We start from the raw sequence: 14,190 nt of genomic DNA on the forward strand, positions 1-14,190 counted from the left end.
GCCGTCCAGCCGGACCGTCCCGTCAGCGGGCCGGCACCGGCGTCCGCTTCCTGGAGGCGTAGATGTCGTCGATCAGCTGGTACGTCCGCGCCTGCTCGGCCGTGAAGACGCGATCCCGCTCGATGTCCTTCCTGATCTCCAGCACTCCCCTGCCGGTGTGCCGGGAGAGCATCTCCTCCTGCTGGTCGCGCATCCGCAGGATCTCCCTCGCGTGGATCTCCAGGTCGCTCCCCTGGCCGCGCCCGCCCTCGGTGTGCGGCTGGTGCAGGAGCACCCGCGCGTGCGGCAGGGCGGCACGCTTGCCGGGAGCGCCCGCCGCCAGCAGGACCGCCGCCGCCGAGGCCGCCTCGCCGATGCAGACCGTGTGGATCTCCGGGCGGACGAACTGCATCGTGTCGTAGATGGCCGTCATCGCGGTGAACGAACCGCCCGGCGAGTTGATGTACAGGTTGATGTCCTGGTCGGTGTCGAGCGACTCCAGCGTCAGAAGCTGCGCCATGACGTCGTTGGCGACGGCGTCGTCGATCGGCGCCGCCAGGAACACCACGCGGTCCTCGAACAGCTTGTTGTAGGGATTCATCTCCCTCATGCCGTAGGAGGTGCGTTCGGTGAACGAGGGCAGCACGTAACGGCCGCTCATGTCAGTTCATCCCTTCGGCGATGTGGTCGACGATCCCGTACTCCAGGGCTTCCTGCGCCGTGAACCAGCGGTCACGGTCGGAGTCGGCCTGGATGCGCTCCAGCGGCTGGCCCGTGTGGTGGGCGATGATCTCGGCCATCCGCCGCTTCGTGTAGAGCATGTTCTCGGCCTGGATCTGGATGTCGGTGGCCGAGCCCCCGATGCCGCCCAGCGGCTGGTGCATCACGACGCGGGCGTTGGGCAGGGCGTAGCGCTTGCCCTTCGCGCCGGCCGTCAGCAGCAGCTGGCCCATCGACGCGGCGAAGCCCATCGCCACCGTCTGCACGTCGCACGGAATGAACTGCATCATGTCGTAGAGCGCCATCCCGGCCTGCACGGAGCCGCCCGGTGAATTGATGTAAAGCGTTATGTCGCGACGTGGATCCTCGGCCGCCAGCAAAAGCAGCTCCCCGCAGAGCCGGTTGCAAATCTCGTCGTCGACCTCCTGGCCGAGAACGACGATCCGCTCCTTGAGCAGGCGCTGGCTGAGCTGGTCAGGCCAGGCCGCGCGCTGGGTCTCCGTCATGTCGGGCGGTCCCTTCTCTGCATGCCTTTCTGCAAAAACGCTAGACCGCGCCGCGCGGAACCAAAGAAAGTTTTCGCTGGCGGCGCATTTCCCTTAAAGCGCATTACTCCGACAGCGAATTTTCATCGACATACAATCTCGGATGTGAGAAGGACCCTTCCCCGCCGCTGGGCGTGCCTCGTCCTGGGCGGGGCGCTGCTGATGCCGTACATGATGGTCGGCGTGCTGGTCTCCGGCCTGGTGAGCGGCGAGTCCGCCAACCTGCTGCTGCCCGTCCAGGCCGGGGTGTTCGCCGCGGTGCTGCCCGTGGTGGCCGCGACCGGGCTGTTCCTGCCGGTGCGCGGGCTGTCGGTGAACGCGGCGCAGGGCCTGCTCGGAGCGCGGGTGGAGACGCCGCCGCGGCAGGCCGGGCGGTCCTGGCAGGAGCGGCGGCGCACGGCCGCCTGGTTCACGCTGCACCTGGCCGTCGGCGGGGTGGTCAGCGGCTGCACGCTGGCGATCGTGCCGTTCACGCTGTTCACGCTGGTGCTGCCGGTCACGGGGCGATCCACGCCGGTGCTCGGCTTCGTCGTCACTCCGGGGTGGAACGCCGTGGGGTGGGCGGTGGGCGGGCTCGTGCTGCTGGGGGCGCTGGTGGCTCTGGCCGCCGGCGCCGGCAAGCTGCTGGCGCGGCTGGCTCCCGTCCTGCTCGGGCCCACCCCCGCCGAACGGCTGGCCGCCGCCGAGGAGCACGCCCGTACGCTGGCCGAGCGCAACCGGCTGGCCCGCGAGCTGCACGACTCGGTCGGGCACGCGCTGAGCGTCGTCACCCTGCAGGCCGCGGCGGCCGGCCGGGTCCTCGACCGCGACCCCGCCACGGCCAGGACCGCGCTGGCCGCGATCGAGCACTCGGCCCGCACCGCCCTGGAGGACCTCGACCACGTCCTGGGCGTCCTGCGCGACGACCGCGACGCCCGCGACGACCGCGACGACCGTGCTCATCGGGATGGCCGCCACGACAGCGTCGGCGCCGATCGCGACAGCGTCGGCGGTCGCGCGGCAGACTCACCCGATGAGCACGACCGTGATCGCCTCGCTCCTCAGGCGACGCTGGCCGACCTGGGTGGGCTGGTCGCCGCCTCCGGCGCCCCGGTGCGGCAGGAGGTGGGCGATCTGGCCGGGGTGCCCGCCGTGGTCTCCCGCGAGGCGTACCGCATCCTCCAGGAGGCCCTCACCAACGCGATCAGGCACGGCGAAGGACCCGTCCGCCTGAGCGCCGCCGTCGAGGGGGACGACCTGCGCCTGGAGGTCGTCAACGGCGGCGGCGGGCGTGCGGCGGGAACGCGCGGCCACACGGGGGACGGCGGCGCGGCACGGGCACGCGGACGGGAGCGCGCCCGCACGGGCGGCAGGGGCGTGGCCGGGATGCACGAGCGCGTCCGGCTGCTGCGCGGCGAGCTGGAGGCCGGCCCCACCGAGACCGGATGGCGGGTATCGGCCCGCCTGCCGCTACGGTCGTCCCCATGACGCTCAGGGTCGTGATCGCCGACGACGAGGACCTCATCCGCACCGGTCTGCGCATCATCCTCGACAGCGAGCCGGATCTGGAGGTGGTCGGGGAGGCCGCCGACGGCGCCGCGGTGCTGCCGGTGGTGCGCAGGGAACGCCCGGACGTGGTGCTGATGGACGTCCGCATGCCCGCCCTCGACGGCATCCGCGCGACCGAGCGCCTGCTCGCCCTGGACGACCCTCCCAAGGTCCTGGTGGTGACCACGTTCGAGAACGACGACCACGTCTACGACGCCCTGCGGGCCGGCGCGAGCGGCTTCCTGCTCAAGCGCGCCAGACCGGACGACCTGGTGCGGGCCGTCCGGCTGGTGGCGACGGGCGAGTCGCTGCTGTTCCCCGCCGCGATCCGCGCCCTGGCGGGCCGCCATGGCGCCTCCCCCGCGCGGGTGCCCGGCATCGACCGGCTGACCGGCCGCGAGGGCGACGTGCTGCGGCTGATGACCAGGGGCCTGTCGAACCCCGAGATCGCCGCCGAGCTGGTCGTCAGCCCGGAGACGGTCAAGACGCACGTGGGCAACGTGCTGGCCAAGCTGGGCGCGCGTGACCGCACCCAGGCGGTGATCGCCGCGTACGAGTCGGGCTTCGTCTCCCCGAGCTGACCGGTTACGGGCGCACGCCCCCGCGCCGCATGAGCTCGGCCGCGGGCAGCACGGTCGCCTCCGCCGCGCTCAGCCCGGTGGCGGCCAGGGCGCGGTCGACCAGGTTCAGCCCGACCGCGTATCCCGCCATGTCGGGAATGCCGCGCGGCTCGCCACCGAAGTTGCGCGTGGCGCTGTCGCCCAGCACGTACGCCGGCGTGTGCTGCATCCCGGCCAGATCGAAGTCGGCCATGATCAGCTCGTGGGCCCGCTCGTACTCCGGCCCCGTCACCATCGACGACCACGGCCCCATCGCCTCCGGCCCCAGCAGCTCACGCACGAACGCCTCGGCCAGCCCCTCGGCGACCACGTGCTCCCCGACGGTCACGGCGACCGGATCCCACACGACGTTGGCGAAGCGCACGAGATGGTGGAACTCGTGCACCGCCAGCGCCCCGATCCGCCCGATCACCTCCTCCGACGGCCAGGCCAGCAGGTACAGCCACTCGGAGCCGCCGCCCATGCCGTAGTAGCCGCCGGCGATCTTCATCAGGTGCTCGTGGTCGGGATTGCCCAGCATGAACATGACCTTCACCAGGTCGGGCTGCTTGGCCCCGCCCAGCCGCTCGGAGGCGAGGGCCAGCTCGCGCCGCACCTGACCGAGCACGTCCCGCTCGATCATCCGCCGCACGGCGGGCAGGTAGCGCGGGTCGTCGGCGTCGGCCCGGAAGCCGCCGCCGTTGTGGTGGATGTCGACGATGTCACCGGGCATCGGGATCGACGAGCGCGTCGGCGCCATGATCTCCCGCACCGCGTCGGGCCGCCGCTCGAGCGGCTGCTCCAGCAGGTCCGCCATCGCCGTGAGCGTGTCCTCAACAAGGATTTCCATGCCGGGGACGCTAAAGCCTCACGCTACGTCAGGCTCAAGCGATTAACGGCTCACAGCGGCGACTCGTCCCCGGGGTCCTCCCCCGGCGACCGCCCCGGCGTGCTCTGCCCGCTCTCCGTCGGCGACGGCGACTGGGAGGGCGACGGCTGCGGCACCGGCGTCTCCGGGGTCGGCGGCGGCGTCGGCACGAACACCGTCGGCGGCAACTGCCGCGGCTGCTGCTCGTTGTCCTGCCGCCCGAGCAGCAGCAACAGCAGGATCGCCGTCACCAGCACGAGCAGCAGCACCAGCGCCAGCGCCGCCAGCAGCACCCGCTTGCGCGTCTCCGTCGGCGGCAGCCGCCGCCGGGTCGGCCCCGGCAGCGCCGGCGCGCGATCGGTCAGCCAGTACGGCACGAAGTCCGGCCCGTGCGCCTCCCCGATGAACGTCCCGCCCACCATGACAGGCTCCAGGAACCGCTCGGCCCCCGGCCGCCCCGCCGCGTACGGCACCGCCACCCACGGCGCCCGCCCCCCGTCGAAGGCCAGCACCTCGGGCATGCCCTCCAGCACCGCGCCCCGGGGCCGCCCGGAACGCCCCAGCCACCCCCGCATCCCGGACCGCTCCCTGCCGCCCGCCTCGCGCACCGCCGTGATGAACCGGTCCCGCGCCGCGGCGTCGTAGGCGGCACCCCGGGTGAGCACCGCCAGCGACACGGCACGCCCGTCGGGCGCCTGGCCCAGGTACACGAACCCGGCCGGCGCCGTGTGCAGGCGCGCCTGCACCACGTAGGGCCCCAGCCGGGGAGGATCACCGTACTGCAGGGGACTTGCCACGTTTGCCATGAAAGCACAGACGTGGCGTCGTGCACGTTTGCGGCGCGTTTGGTGGAATGGCGTCATGAGCGTCGCCGAAGAGTTGCCAGGCGGAACCGACGCGGCACTGCTGCGTCAGAGTCTCGACGAGGTCCGGCGTGTCATCGTCGGGCAGGACCACATGGTCGAAAGGCTCCTCGTGGCCCTGCTGGCGCGTGGGCACTGCCTGCTCGAAGGAGTCCCAGGCGTCGCCAAGACCCTCGCCGCCTCCACCCTGGCCACCGTCGTGGGCGGCACGTTCGCCCGCATCCAGTTCACCCCCGACCTCGTGCCGAGCGACATCGTCGGCACCCGCGTCTACCACCCCTCCAACGAGAAGTTCGACGTCGAGCTCGGCCCCGTCTTCGTCAACTTCCTGCTGGCCGACGAGATCAACCGCGCCCCCGCCAAGGTCCAGTCCGCGCTGCTGGAGGTGATGGCCGAGCGCCAGGTCACCCTCGCCGGCGTCACCCACCCCCTGCCCAGGCCGTTCATCGTGCTGGCCACCCAGAACCCCATCGAGTCCGAGGGCGTCTACCCCCTGCCCGAGGTGCAGCGCGACCGGTTCCTGTTCCGGGTGCGGGTGCCGCACCCCAGCGCCCACGAGGAGCTGGAGATCCTGCACCGCATGAGCGTCAAGCCGCCCGTCCCCGAGCGGGTGCTCGACCCCGACAAGCTGCTGGCCCTTCAGGAGGCCGCCGAGCAGGTCTCGGTGCACCAGCTCGTCGCCGACTACGTCGTCCGGCTCGTCATGTCCACCCGCGCCCCCGCCGAGTACGGCCTGGCCGACCTCACCGAGACCATCGAGATCGGCGTCAGCCCCCGCGCCACCCTCGGCCTCGTCTCCGCCGGCCGGGCCCTGGCGCTGCTGCGCGGCCGCGACTACCTGCTGCCCGACGACGTGCGCGACGTCGCCGTGGACGTCATGTCCCACCGTCTCATGCTCACCTTCGACGCCCTCGCCGACGGCGTCGACCCCGAGAGCGTCGTCAAGCAGATCCTTCAGGCCGTGCCCCCGCCCCTCGTCGTCTGGAACCAGAACCGTTGAGCCCCACCACAGCAGAGCAGGCGCTGCGCCGGCTGGAGCTGACCGTCACCCGCCGGCTCGACGGCCTGCTGCACGGCGCCCACCGGGGCCTGCTGCCCGGCACCGGCAGCGAGGCCGGCGACAGCCGCCTCTACGTGCCCGGCGAGGACGACGTGCGCCGCATGGACTGGAACGTCACCGCCCGCACGACCGTCCCGCACGTGCGCGACCTCATCGCCGACCGCGAGCTGGAGACCTGGGCGCTGGCCGACCTGTCGCCCAGCATGGACTTCGGCACCGCCGACACCGACAAGCGCGACCTGGTCGTGGCCGCCGTCGGCGCCATCGGGTTCCTGTCCAGCCGGATGGGCGACCGGTTCGGCGCCCTGGTCATCCACGACGAGTTCGTGCACCGCATGCCCGCCCGCACCGGCCGCCCCGCCCTCTACGGCCTGCTGCACTCCCTCATGGACGCCCCGCGCGGCAGCGTCGTGCCCGACCCGCCCGACCTCGCGGAAGGCATCGAGATCCTCTCGGCCACCCGCAGGCGGCGCGGCATGCGGCTGGTCGTCTCCGACTTCCTCGATGCCCACCCCGACCTCGACCCCGACGCCGAACGCCCCTGGGAGCGCCCCATCAGGCGGCTGGCGGCCCGCCACCAGGTGCTGGCCGTCGAGGTCATCGACCCCCGCGAGCTCGAACTCCCCGACGTGGGCCGCGTCGCGTTCGCCGACCCCGAGACCGGGAACGTACGCGAAGTGCACCTTTCGCCCAAGATTCGGCGCGTGTACGCGGAGGCAGCCGCCCTGCAGCGCGAGGGCACCCGCCTGGCCCTGCGCCGCGCCGGCATCGCCCACCTCGTGCTGCGCACCGACCGCGACTGGGTCTTCGACGTCGCGCAGTTCGTCCTGCGCCAGCGCCGCATGAGCCACCTCGCCCACCGGAGGCCGACCCCATGACGTTCCTCGCCCCCGGCTGGTTGTGGCTGTTCGTGCTGGTGCTGCTGCTCGTGGCCGGCTACATCCTGGCGATGTTCGCCCGCCGCCGCTACACCGTGCGCTTCACCAACCTGGCCCTGCTCAACCTCGTCGCCCCCGCCGGCCCCGGCTGGCGCCGCCACGTCGCCCCCGCGCTCTTCCTCGTCATGATGTCCCTGCTGGTCATCGGCGCCGCCAAGCCCGCCGACCAGGTACGCGTCCCCCGCGACCGCGCCACCATCATGATCGCCCTGGACGTCTCCCTGTCCATGGACGCCGACGACGTCCAGCCCGACCGCATCAGCGCCGCCAAGGCCGCCGCCCAGGCCTTCGCCAGGGAGCTGCCCGACCGCTTCAACGTCGGCGTCGTCTCCTTCGCCCGCTCGGCCAACGTCGTCATCTCCCCCACCACCGACCACCAGGCCGTCGTCACCGCCATCGGCAACCTCACCACCCGCCCCGGCACCGCCATCGGCGAGGCCGTCTTCAACGCCCTGGAGTCGGTGCGCTCCTTCGACCAGCAGGCCGCCACCGACCCGCCCCCCGCCGCCATCGTGCTGCTCTCCGACGGCGACAACACCTCCGGCCGCTCGGTGAACGAGGCCATCGAGGCCGCCCAGCAGGCCCGCGTGCCGGTCTCCACCATCGCGTACGGCACCCAGGAGGGCACGGTCAGCATCGACGGGCGGCCCGTGAACGTCCCGGTCAACAAGCAGACCCTGCAGTCGCTGTCCGACGGCACCAGCGGCCGCGCCTACGCCGCCGAGTCCGGCAGCGAGCTGCGCGAGGTCTACGAGCAGATCGGCACCTCGCTCGGCTACAAGCTGGTCAACCAGGAGATCACCCAGTGGTTCATCGTGGCCGCCATCCTGGCCGGGCTGCTGGTGGCGGGCGCCGCGGTCCTGTTCGGTTCACGGATCCCGTAACGTTTGGCGACGTGGCCCACTATTTCTCCGAGCAGCCGAGCACCGCGAGCAGGCCGGGCTCCGTCGATCTCGTCCTGCCCGATCTGCACCTGCGGCTGGAGACCGACAGCGGCGTATTCTCCCCCGAGCGGGTGGACGTCGGCACGCGCGTGCTGCTGGAGAGCGTTCCGCCGCCGCCGCAGGAGGGCGACCTGCTCGACCTGGGCTGCGGCTACGGGCCGATCGCGCTGACCATGGCCAAGCGGGCGCCCGGGGCGACGGTGTGGGCCGTCGATGTGAACCGGCGCAGCCTGGAGCTGACGGAGCGGAACGCCCGGACCGCCGCCCTTGACAAAGTAAGGTCAGTGCATATCGATGAAGTGCCAGATGAAGTGAAATTTCGGGCCATCTGGTCTAATCCTGCGATCCGAATCGGGAAGCAGGCGTTGCACGAGATGCTCACCAGGTGGCTCACCCGGCTGACGCCCGACGGCGTGGCCTACCTGGTCGTCCAGAAACACCTCGGCTCGGACTCCCTGCAGCGCTGGCTCGGCGAGCAGGGCTGGCAGGCCTCCCGCGAGGCCAGCCGGGCCGCCTACCGGATCCTGAAGGTGACCCCGTGAGAAGGCAACTGCGCCCCACCGACGTCAAGCGGCTCAACCGCACCTGGCGCAGGAACACTCAGAACCGTCTCGGCCTGATCATCGAGTCGGTCACCGGCCCGTTCAACATCGGCTCGATCTTCCGCAGCGCCGCCGCGTTCGGCGTGGACGAGATCTGGCTGGCCGGCAACGCCACCCCGCCCACCAACCCCAAGGCGGGCAAGACCGCGCTGGGCACCGAGCGCCTGGTCACCTGGCACGAGGCGGTGCCCGCCGTCGAGGCGGTCAAGGCGGCCAGGGAGAGCGGCTACGCGGTGCTGGCGATCGAGCTGACCGCCGAGGCGACGCCGCTGCACAGGGCCGCGTTGTCGTGCGACGTGTGCCTGGTGGTCGGCAGCGAGGACCACGGCTGCTCCCCGGCCCTGCTCGACGCGGTCGACGGGGCCTGCTACATCCCGCAGGTCGGGCGGGTCGGCTCGTTCAACGTGGCGGTGGCCGCGGCGATCGCGCTGGCCGAGGCGCGCCGCCAGGAGTGGCAGAATCTCCCTGATTCGTAACCGAACCGTTCACTCGGGAAGGGCATACTTCAGGACGTGCTGAGCCGTCGATTCGCCTTCCTCGACCATCCGGGCCCGCTGGCCTTCGCCCACCGCGGAGGGGCCGCCGAGGGCGCGGAGAACTCCGCCGCCGCGTTCGAGCGGGCGGTCGCGCTCGGCTACACCTACCTGGAGACCGACGCGCACGCCACCTCCGACGGCGTGCTCCTGGCCTTCCACGACCACACGCTCGACCGGGTGACCGACCGGCGCGGCCGCATCTCCGAGCTGCCCTACCGGGCGGTCAGGCGGGCCCGCATCGGCGGCGTGCACGAGATCCCGCTGCTGGAGGACCTGCTCGGCAGCTGGCCGGAGATCCGCTTCAACATCGACGTCAAGGAGGCGGCGGCCATCGCCCCGCTGGCCGAGGCGATCAGGCGCACCAACGCCTACGACCGGATCTGCCTGACCTCGTTCTCCGACGAGCGGCTGGTGCTGGCCAGGGCCGCGATCGGCAGGGAGGTGTGCTCGGCGCTCGGGCCGCGCGCCGTGGCCGCGCTGCGGGCCGCGGCGACCACCTCGGGCTACGGGCGCCTGCTGGCCCGGCTCTCGCGCGCCGGGGTGCCGTGCGCGCAGGTGCCGGTGGGCTTCCGCGGGCTGCGGGTCACCACCCGCCGCCTCGTCCGTACGGCGCACGCGATCGGCATGCAGGTGCACGTGTGGACGATCAACGACCCCGCCCGCATGGAGCGCCTGCTCGACCTGGGCGTGGACGGCATCATGACCGACAACGTCACCGGCCTGCGTGACGTGCTGGAGCGCCGGGGGCTGTGGCATCCCGGGCACCTGGCCGCCTGAGCATCATCCCCCCTTCTCCGTTAAGGAGCGATCCGACACCATGCCCGTACCCGCACCCCCCGCGGCCCTCGACGACTCCCCCGGAGCACGCCGGCGCGAGCAGCGCGGCTGGTACTTCTACGACTGGGCCAACTCCGCCTTCTACACGGTGGTCATCTCGGTCTTCCTCGGCCCGTACCTCATCCCGGTCGCCAAGACGGCGGCCTGCGCCAAGGACTTCCCGGCCGTGGAGTCCGGCAGGTGCGTGGACACCTTCGACCAGCTCGCCGCCGCCGGCCCCGGGCTCGGGTACGTGGACGTGCTGGGCGCCGACATCAGGCCGGCCGCCTACTTCGGGCTGATCACCACGGTCGCGGTGTTCCTGCAGATCGTGATCCTGCCGATCGTGGGCGCGCTGGCCGACCACACCGGCCGCAAGAAGGAGATGCTCGGCATCTTCGCCTACGCCGGGGCGCTGTCGGCGGTGGGCCTGTTCTTCGTCGAGGGCGACCGCTACCTGCTGGGCGGCGTGCTGTTCATCCTGGCCAACCTGTTCTATGGCGCCTCGATCGTGGTCTACGACTCGTTCCTGCCGCAGATCTCCACGGCCGAGGAGCGCGACGGGGTCTCCTCGCGGGGCTGGGCGATCGGCTACCTGGGCGGCGGCCTCCTGCTGGCCCTCAACCTGGTGCTCTACCTGCAGTACGAGAGCCTCGGGCTGACCCAGGGCATGGCGGTGCGCATCTGCATGATGTCGGCGGGCCTGTGGTGGGCCACGTTCACGATCGTCCCGCTGCTGCGGCTGCGCAACCGGCCCGTGCCCGCGCACGAGACGACGGCGCTGCGCTCGGTCGGAGGCAGCTTCCGCCAGCTCGGCCGCACCCTGTCCGAGCTGCGCCGCTACCCGCTGACGCTGCTGTTCCTGGTGGCCTACCTGGTCTACAACGACGGCGTGCAGACGGTCATCGGCAACAGCGCGGCCTTCGCCTCCGAGGCGCTCAAGCTGCCGCAGGAGGTGCAGATCACCGCGATCCTCATGGTGCAGTTCGTGGCGTTCTTCGGGGCGCTGCTGCTCGGACGGCTGGCGCGCAGCTTCGGCACGAAGCGTACGGTGCTGGCGAGCCTGGTGCTGTGGACGGCGATCGTGGCGATGGCCATGTTCGTGGCCGAGGGGCAGGCGCTGCAGTTCTACCTGATGGCGTTCGCGATCGCGATCGTGCTGGGCGGCACGCAGGCGCTGTCGCGCTCGCTGTTCTCGCAGGTGATCCCGAAGGGGCGCGAGGCCGAGTACTTCAGCCTGCTGCAGATCAGCGACAAGGGCTCGGCGTTCATCGGCTCGCTGACGATCACGCTCGCGCTGCAGTTCACCAACAGCTACCGCATCGCGATCCTGTCGATGGTCGTCTTCTTCGTGATCGGGTTCGTGCTGCTGGCCATGACGAACCTGCCCAGGGCCATCCGCGCGGCCGGCAACGAGGTGCCCGCCCGCGTCTAGGCCCCCGCCGCAAGCACCATCGTGCCGGGCCCCTGGGCCGCCCCGGGCCCGGCCACGGCCGTCACCGTGTCCGCCGTGACCGCGCCGCCGCAGTGCGGGCACGTGACGACGGGCGTGAACCGCTCGCCGCACGAGTGCACCAGCAGCGCGGGCGGCCCGCCGGGCGGGGTGGCCCAGCGGTCGCCCCAGGCCATCAGCGTCATCAGGGCGGGCACGATGTCGCGCCCCGCCTCCGTCAGCACGTACTCGTAGCGCGGCGGGCGCTCCTGGTAGAGCCGCTTGTCCACGACCCCCGCCGCGACGAGGTGCTCCAGCCTGCGGGTCAGCAGGTTGCGCGAGATGCCCAGGTCCTGCGCCAGGTCGTCGAACCTGCGCAGGCCCAGGAACAGGTCCCGCAGGATCAGCGGGGTCCACGGCTCGCCGATGACGCCGACGGCCTGGGCGATGGAGCAGTGCATCTCACCGAACCTGTTCATGGACCCAGGATAGTGGGTTGATAAAGTGAACCCATGACAGTTCACATTCAGGACTCACCCGCGTACGCGTACCGGCGGGCCGGTGAGACGCACGACCTCGGCGCGCTGGCCGCCACCCTGTCCGAGGACGTCGTCTTCCACTCGCCGCTGTCCGCCACGGCCGGGTTCCGCGGCAAGGAGCAGGTGCTGGAGCTGTTCACCGTCGTGTTCGACGTCCTGTCGGACATGTGCTACCACAGCGACGTGGGCGACTCCCGGACGCGCGCGCTCACCGCGACCGCACGGCTGGGCGACCGGGAGATCCACGAGGCCGCCGTCGCCGAGTTCGGCGAGGACGGGCTGATCAGGGAGCTCACCCTGTGGATCCGGCCGCTGCCGGCGCTGACCGCGATGATGGCCGCGCTCGGCCCCGGGCTGGCCAGGGCCGCGGGCAGGCCGGCCATGTCCCTGCTGGTCGCGGCCGCGGTCAGGCCGCTGGCCGCGATGACCGCGCTGGGCGACAGGACCCTCGTCCCGCTGGTGACCCGTGCTCGCTGATCCAAAGAGAGAGCACCGCTCTTGACATCGGTGCGCCGGACAGAGAGCATTGCTCACATAACGGAGCAACGCCCTCTAAAGGAGCATCGATGTCCCCCAGGCTCACGTCCGCGGCCTTCGCCGGCAGCGGCGCCCTCTTCCTGCTCTACATCGCTCTGCGCCCGTCCGGCGACGACGCCGCGGCCATGGCCTCCGCCGCGTGGGTCGCCGGGCACGCCGCCGCCATGGCCGGGTTCACCCTGCTCGGCCTGGCGGTCCTCGGCCTGCACCAGGTGCTCGGCGACCGGCTGTCGCTGCGGGCCGCGGCGGTGACCTGGGCCGGCGCGGGCCTGACGCTGCCGTACTACGGGGCCGAGGACTTCGGCCTGAACGTCATCGCCCGGCGCTCCCTGCGCGACGGGACGCCGGCGCTGATGGAGCTGGCCGCGGAGTTCAGGTACGGGCCCGTCGCGGTCGGCATGTTCGCCGCCGGGCTGCTGCTGCTGGCCGCGGGCACCGTCATGGCGGCGGCCGCCGTCTGGCGCTCCGGCACGCTGCCGCGGTGGAGCGGCACGGTGCTGGCGCTGGGGTTCGTGCTGTTCCTCCCGCAGTTCTTCACGCCGTACCCGGTGCGCGTCGCGCACGGCGCGCTGGTCATGGCCGGCGGGCTCTGGGCGGCGGCCGCCCTGTGGCGGGCCGCCGGCCCCGCCCACCGCCCGTCAGCCCTCCCCGTCGCCGGCTCCTGACGGCCGGCGCGCGGGTGGCCGGCGCCACACGCGCCTGGCCGCCACGGCCAGCAGGGCCGCGCCGGCCAGGGCGAGCAGGGTGGTGAACAGCCACTCCCCCGAGCCGTCCAGGCCGTAGACGCGGCTCGCCCGCCCCGTGTCCACGGCCTGCGTGGTCCGCCCGGCGGCGAGCGTGCCGCGGTCGCTGCCGTACAGCTCGACGTCGCGCCGCAGCACCCGCCCGTCGTCGGAGGCGAAATCCCCCGCCCAGACGCAGGACTCGTGCCCGGGATGCTGGATGCACCGCAACTCCCCGGCGGTGAACACGCCGCTCACCCCGTCGGCCCGCGCGGCCTTGATGGTGGGGCCCAGCTCCGGGACCGACCAGAACAACAGCAACAGCCCCAGCGCGGCCAGCGCCACCGTGAACGCGCTCAGGCGCCGCCCGACCCGCATGGCCTAGTGCGCGACCGCGCAGGTGCAGGTGGCACCGGAGTGCGACCCGGCACGGCGGTGGAGCAGCATGGCCACCACCATCGGCGCGAAGACGACCGCGTTGTAGAACAGGTGCAGCTCCATCCTGGGCCAGATCAGCTGCAGCACGCTCGTCGGGACGGGCCGCCCCATCAGGTGCAGGCCGCTGAGGTTCTGCAGGAGCAGCAGCAGGTGCTCCATGTGGTGCCACACCTGGATGCCGAGGGAGATGTTCCACCACGTGCGCGAGCTGCCGGTGAAGCCCTTGCGCAGCAGGACGAGGCCGACGAGCATGATCAGCGCGTAGCCGTAGTGCATCCACTCGGAGGTCACCAGCCACGGGAACGGCACGCCGAGCACGCCCCGGGCCTCGGCCAGCGGCCACCCCCACGCGTAGACCTGCACGGCCTGGACTAAGTGCTCCGCCCAGTGGGCCACCACGATCACCATGAAGACCGTGAGCGCCGTCTTGTGATGGCGCCCGTTGAGCGTGGAGACGCTGATCGCCGTCGTGGTCGTCGCCATTTCTCACCTCGTGTTCGCGTCGCGATGGATCACTGCCGTCCC

Annotated in this window: 18 protein-coding genes; 11 read left to right on the forward strand and 7 right to left on the reverse strand. The window is 72.0% G+C overall.

Annotation, left to right across the window (positions count from 1 at the left end):
* Positions 1–22 precede the first annotated feature (22 nt).
* Positions 23–640: an ATP-dependent Clp protease proteolytic subunit gene (locus HD597_RS27425; protein ID WP_253745730.1), complete on the reverse strand. Its 618-nt coding sequence runs from the start codon at positions 638–640 to the stop codon at positions 23–25.
* A gap of 1 nt (position 641) precedes the next feature.
* Positions 642–1,205, reverse strand: a complete 564-nt coding sequence (locus HD597_RS27430; RefSeq protein ID WP_253745731.1) for a ClpP family protease — start codon at positions 1,203–1,205, stop codon at positions 642–644.
* A gap of 144 nt (positions 1,206–1,349) precedes the next feature.
* Here HD597_RS27430 and HD597_RS27435 point away from each other — a divergent pair, with 144 nt between their 5' ends.
* Positions 1,350–2,711: a sensor histidine kinase gene (locus tag HD597_RS27435; protein ID WP_253745732.1), complete on the forward strand. Its 1,362-nt coding sequence runs from the start codon at positions 1,350–1,352 to the stop codon at positions 2,709–2,711.
* Positions 2,708–3,352, forward strand: coding sequence for a response regulator transcription factor (locus HD597_RS27440; protein ID WP_253745733.1), 645 nt, complete (start codon positions 2,708–2,710; stop codon positions 3,350–3,352). The genes HD597_RS27435 and HD597_RS27440 overlap by 4 nt, the downstream gene beginning before the upstream one ends.
* A 4-nt stretch (positions 3,353–3,356) precedes the next feature.
* Here HD597_RS27440 and HD597_RS27445 read toward each other — a convergent pair whose 3' ends face one another.
* Positions 3,357–4,220: a DUF2268 domain-containing putative Zn-dependent protease gene (locus tag HD597_RS27445; protein ID WP_253745734.1), complete on the reverse strand. Its 864-nt coding sequence runs from the start codon at positions 4,218–4,220 to the stop codon at positions 3,357–3,359.
* Positions 4,221–4,270: 50 nt separating this feature from the next.
* Complete coding sequence (locus HD597_RS27450) at positions 4,271–5,044, reverse strand: hypothetical protein (protein WP_253745735.1); 774 nt, start codon at positions 5,042–5,044, stop codon at positions 4,271–4,273.
* Between the two features lie 55 nt (positions 5,045–5,099).
* Between HD597_RS27450 and HD597_RS27455 the strand changes: the two genes are divergently transcribed.
* Genes HD597_RS27455 through HD597_RS27485 form a run of 7 tightly spaced genes read left to right on the forward strand, consistent with a single transcriptional unit; the run spans position 5,100 to position 11,432 of the window.
* Entirely contained in the window at positions 5,100–6,101 is a 1,002-nt protein-coding gene (locus HD597_RS27455) for an AAA family ATPase (protein ID WP_253745736.1), read from the forward strand.
* On the forward strand, positions 6,098–7,039 hold the full coding sequence (locus HD597_RS27460; RefSeq protein ID WP_253745737.1) for a DUF58 domain-containing protein: 942 nt from the start codon (positions 6,098–6,100) through the stop codon (positions 7,037–7,039). The genes HD597_RS27455 and HD597_RS27460 overlap by 4 nt, the downstream gene beginning before the upstream one ends.
* Complete coding sequence (locus HD597_RS27465) at positions 7,036–7,983, forward strand: VWA domain-containing protein (RefSeq protein ID WP_253745738.1); 948 nt, start codon at positions 7,036–7,038, stop codon at positions 7,981–7,983. The genes HD597_RS27460 and HD597_RS27465 overlap by 4 nt, the downstream gene beginning before the upstream one ends.
* An 11-nt stretch (positions 7,984–7,994) precedes the next feature.
* Positions 7,995–8,585 (forward strand): class I SAM-dependent methyltransferase, encoded by a 591-nt coding sequence (locus HD597_RS27470; protein WP_253745739.1) that lies wholly within the window; start codon positions 7,995–7,997, stop codon positions 8,583–8,585.
* A complete protein-coding gene (locus HD597_RS27475; RefSeq protein WP_253745740.1) occupies positions 8,582–9,121 on the forward strand; it encodes a TrmH family RNA methyltransferase in 540 nt (179 codons plus the stop codon). The genes HD597_RS27470 and HD597_RS27475 overlap by 4 nt, the downstream gene beginning before the upstream one ends.
* Positions 9,122–9,160: 39 nt before the next feature.
* Positions 9,161–9,958, forward strand: a complete 798-nt coding sequence (locus tag HD597_RS27480) for a glycerophosphodiester phosphodiesterase family protein (RefSeq protein WP_253759490.1) — start codon at positions 9,161–9,163, stop codon at positions 9,956–9,958.
* 40 nt (positions 9,959–9,998) lie between these two features.
* Positions 9,999–11,432, forward strand: a complete 1,434-nt coding sequence (locus HD597_RS27485; RefSeq protein WP_253745741.1) for an MFS transporter — start codon at positions 9,999–10,001, stop codon at positions 11,430–11,432.
* On the opposite strand, the gene HD597_RS27490 is transcribed toward HD597_RS27485, so the two are convergent.
* Positions 11,429–11,908, reverse strand: a complete 480-nt coding sequence (locus HD597_RS27490; protein WP_253745742.1) for a winged helix-turn-helix transcriptional regulator — start codon at positions 11,906–11,908, stop codon at positions 11,429–11,431. The two genes, HD597_RS27485 and HD597_RS27490, sit on opposite strands and share 4 nt — an antisense overlap.
* A gap of 33 nt (positions 11,909–11,941) precedes the next feature.
* Here HD597_RS27490 and HD597_RS27495 point away from each other — a divergent pair, with 33 nt between their 5' ends.
* On the forward strand, positions 11,942–12,445 hold the full coding sequence (locus tag HD597_RS27495; RefSeq protein WP_253745743.1) for a nuclear transport factor 2 family protein: 504 nt from the start codon (positions 11,942–11,944) through the stop codon (positions 12,443–12,445).
* 89 nt (positions 12,446–12,534) lie between these two features.
* Entirely contained in the window at positions 12,535–13,170 is a 636-nt protein-coding gene (locus HD597_RS27500; protein WP_253745744.1) for a hypothetical protein, read from the forward strand.
* Here the strand turns inward: HD597_RS27500 and HD597_RS27505 are convergent.
* Both HD597_RS27505 and HD597_RS27510 read right to left on the reverse strand, forming a co-directional pair.
* The gene (locus tag HD597_RS27505) at positions 13,144–13,605 is read right to left on the reverse strand and encodes a hypothetical protein (RefSeq protein ID WP_253745745.1); all 462 of its coding nucleotides are present in this window, start codon (positions 13,603–13,605) and stop codon (positions 13,144–13,146) included. The two genes, HD597_RS27500 and HD597_RS27505, sit on opposite strands and share 27 nt — an antisense overlap.
* 3 nt (positions 13,606–13,608) lie before the next feature.
* Complete coding sequence (locus HD597_RS27510) at positions 13,609–14,148, reverse strand: hypothetical protein (protein ID WP_253745746.1); 540 nt, start codon at positions 14,146–14,148, stop codon at positions 13,609–13,611.
* Positions 14,149–14,190: the final 42 nt, after the last annotated feature.

The organism is Nonomuraea thailandensis (genome assembly GCF_024172165.1).
Classification (GTDB): domain Bacteria; phylum Actinomycetota; class Actinomycetes; order Streptosporangiales; family Streptosporangiaceae; genus Nonomuraea; species Nonomuraea thailandensis.

Coding starts and splice junctions, on each gene's coding strand:
- HD597_RS27425 (WP_253745730.1), bottom strand. CDS start 640: ATGAGCGGCCGTTACGTGCTGCCCTCGTTCACCGAACGCACCTCCTAC.
- HD597_RS27430 (WP_253745731.1), bottom strand. CDS start 1,205: ATGACGGAGACCCAGCGCGCGGCCTGGCCTGACCAGCTCAGCCAGCGC.
- HD597_RS27440 (WP_253745733.1), top strand. CDS start 2,708: ATGACGCTCAGGGTCGTGATCGCCGACGACGAGGACCTCATCCGCACC.
- HD597_RS27445 (WP_253745734.1), bottom strand. CDS start 4,220: ATGGAAATCCTTGTTGAGGACACGCTCACGGCGATGGCGGACCTGCTG.
- HD597_RS27450 (WP_253745735.1), bottom strand. CDS start 5,044: ATGGCAAACGTGGCAAGTCCCCTGCAGTACGGTGATCCTCCCCGGCTG.
- HD597_RS27455 (WP_253745736.1), top strand. CDS start 5,100: ATGAGCGTCGCCGAAGAGTTGCCAGGCGGAACCGACGCGGCACTGCTG.
- HD597_RS27465 (WP_253745738.1), top strand. CDS start 7,036: ATGACGTTCCTCGCCCCCGGCTGGTTGTGGCTGTTCGTGCTGGTGCTG.
- HD597_RS27485 (WP_253745741.1), top strand. CDS start 9,999: ATGCCCGTACCCGCACCCCCCGCGGCCCTCGACGACTCCCCCGGAGCA.
- HD597_RS27490 (WP_253745742.1), bottom strand. CDS start 11,908: ATGAACAGGTTCGGTGAGATGCACTGCTCCATCGCCCAGGCCGTCGGC.
- HD597_RS27495 (WP_253745743.1), top strand. CDS start 11,942: ATGACAGTTCACATTCAGGACTCACCCGCGTACGCGTACCGGCGGGCC.
- HD597_RS27500 (WP_253745744.1), top strand. CDS start 12,535: ATGTCCCCCAGGCTCACGTCCGCGGCCTTCGCCGGCAGCGGCGCCCTC.
- HD597_RS27505 (WP_253745745.1), bottom strand. CDS start 13,605: ATGCGGGTCGGGCGGCGCCTGAGCGCGTTCACGGTGGCGCTGGCCGCG.
- HD597_RS27510 (WP_253745746.1), bottom strand. CDS start 14,148: ATGGCGACGACCACGACGGCGATCAGCGTCTCCACGCTCAACGGGCGC.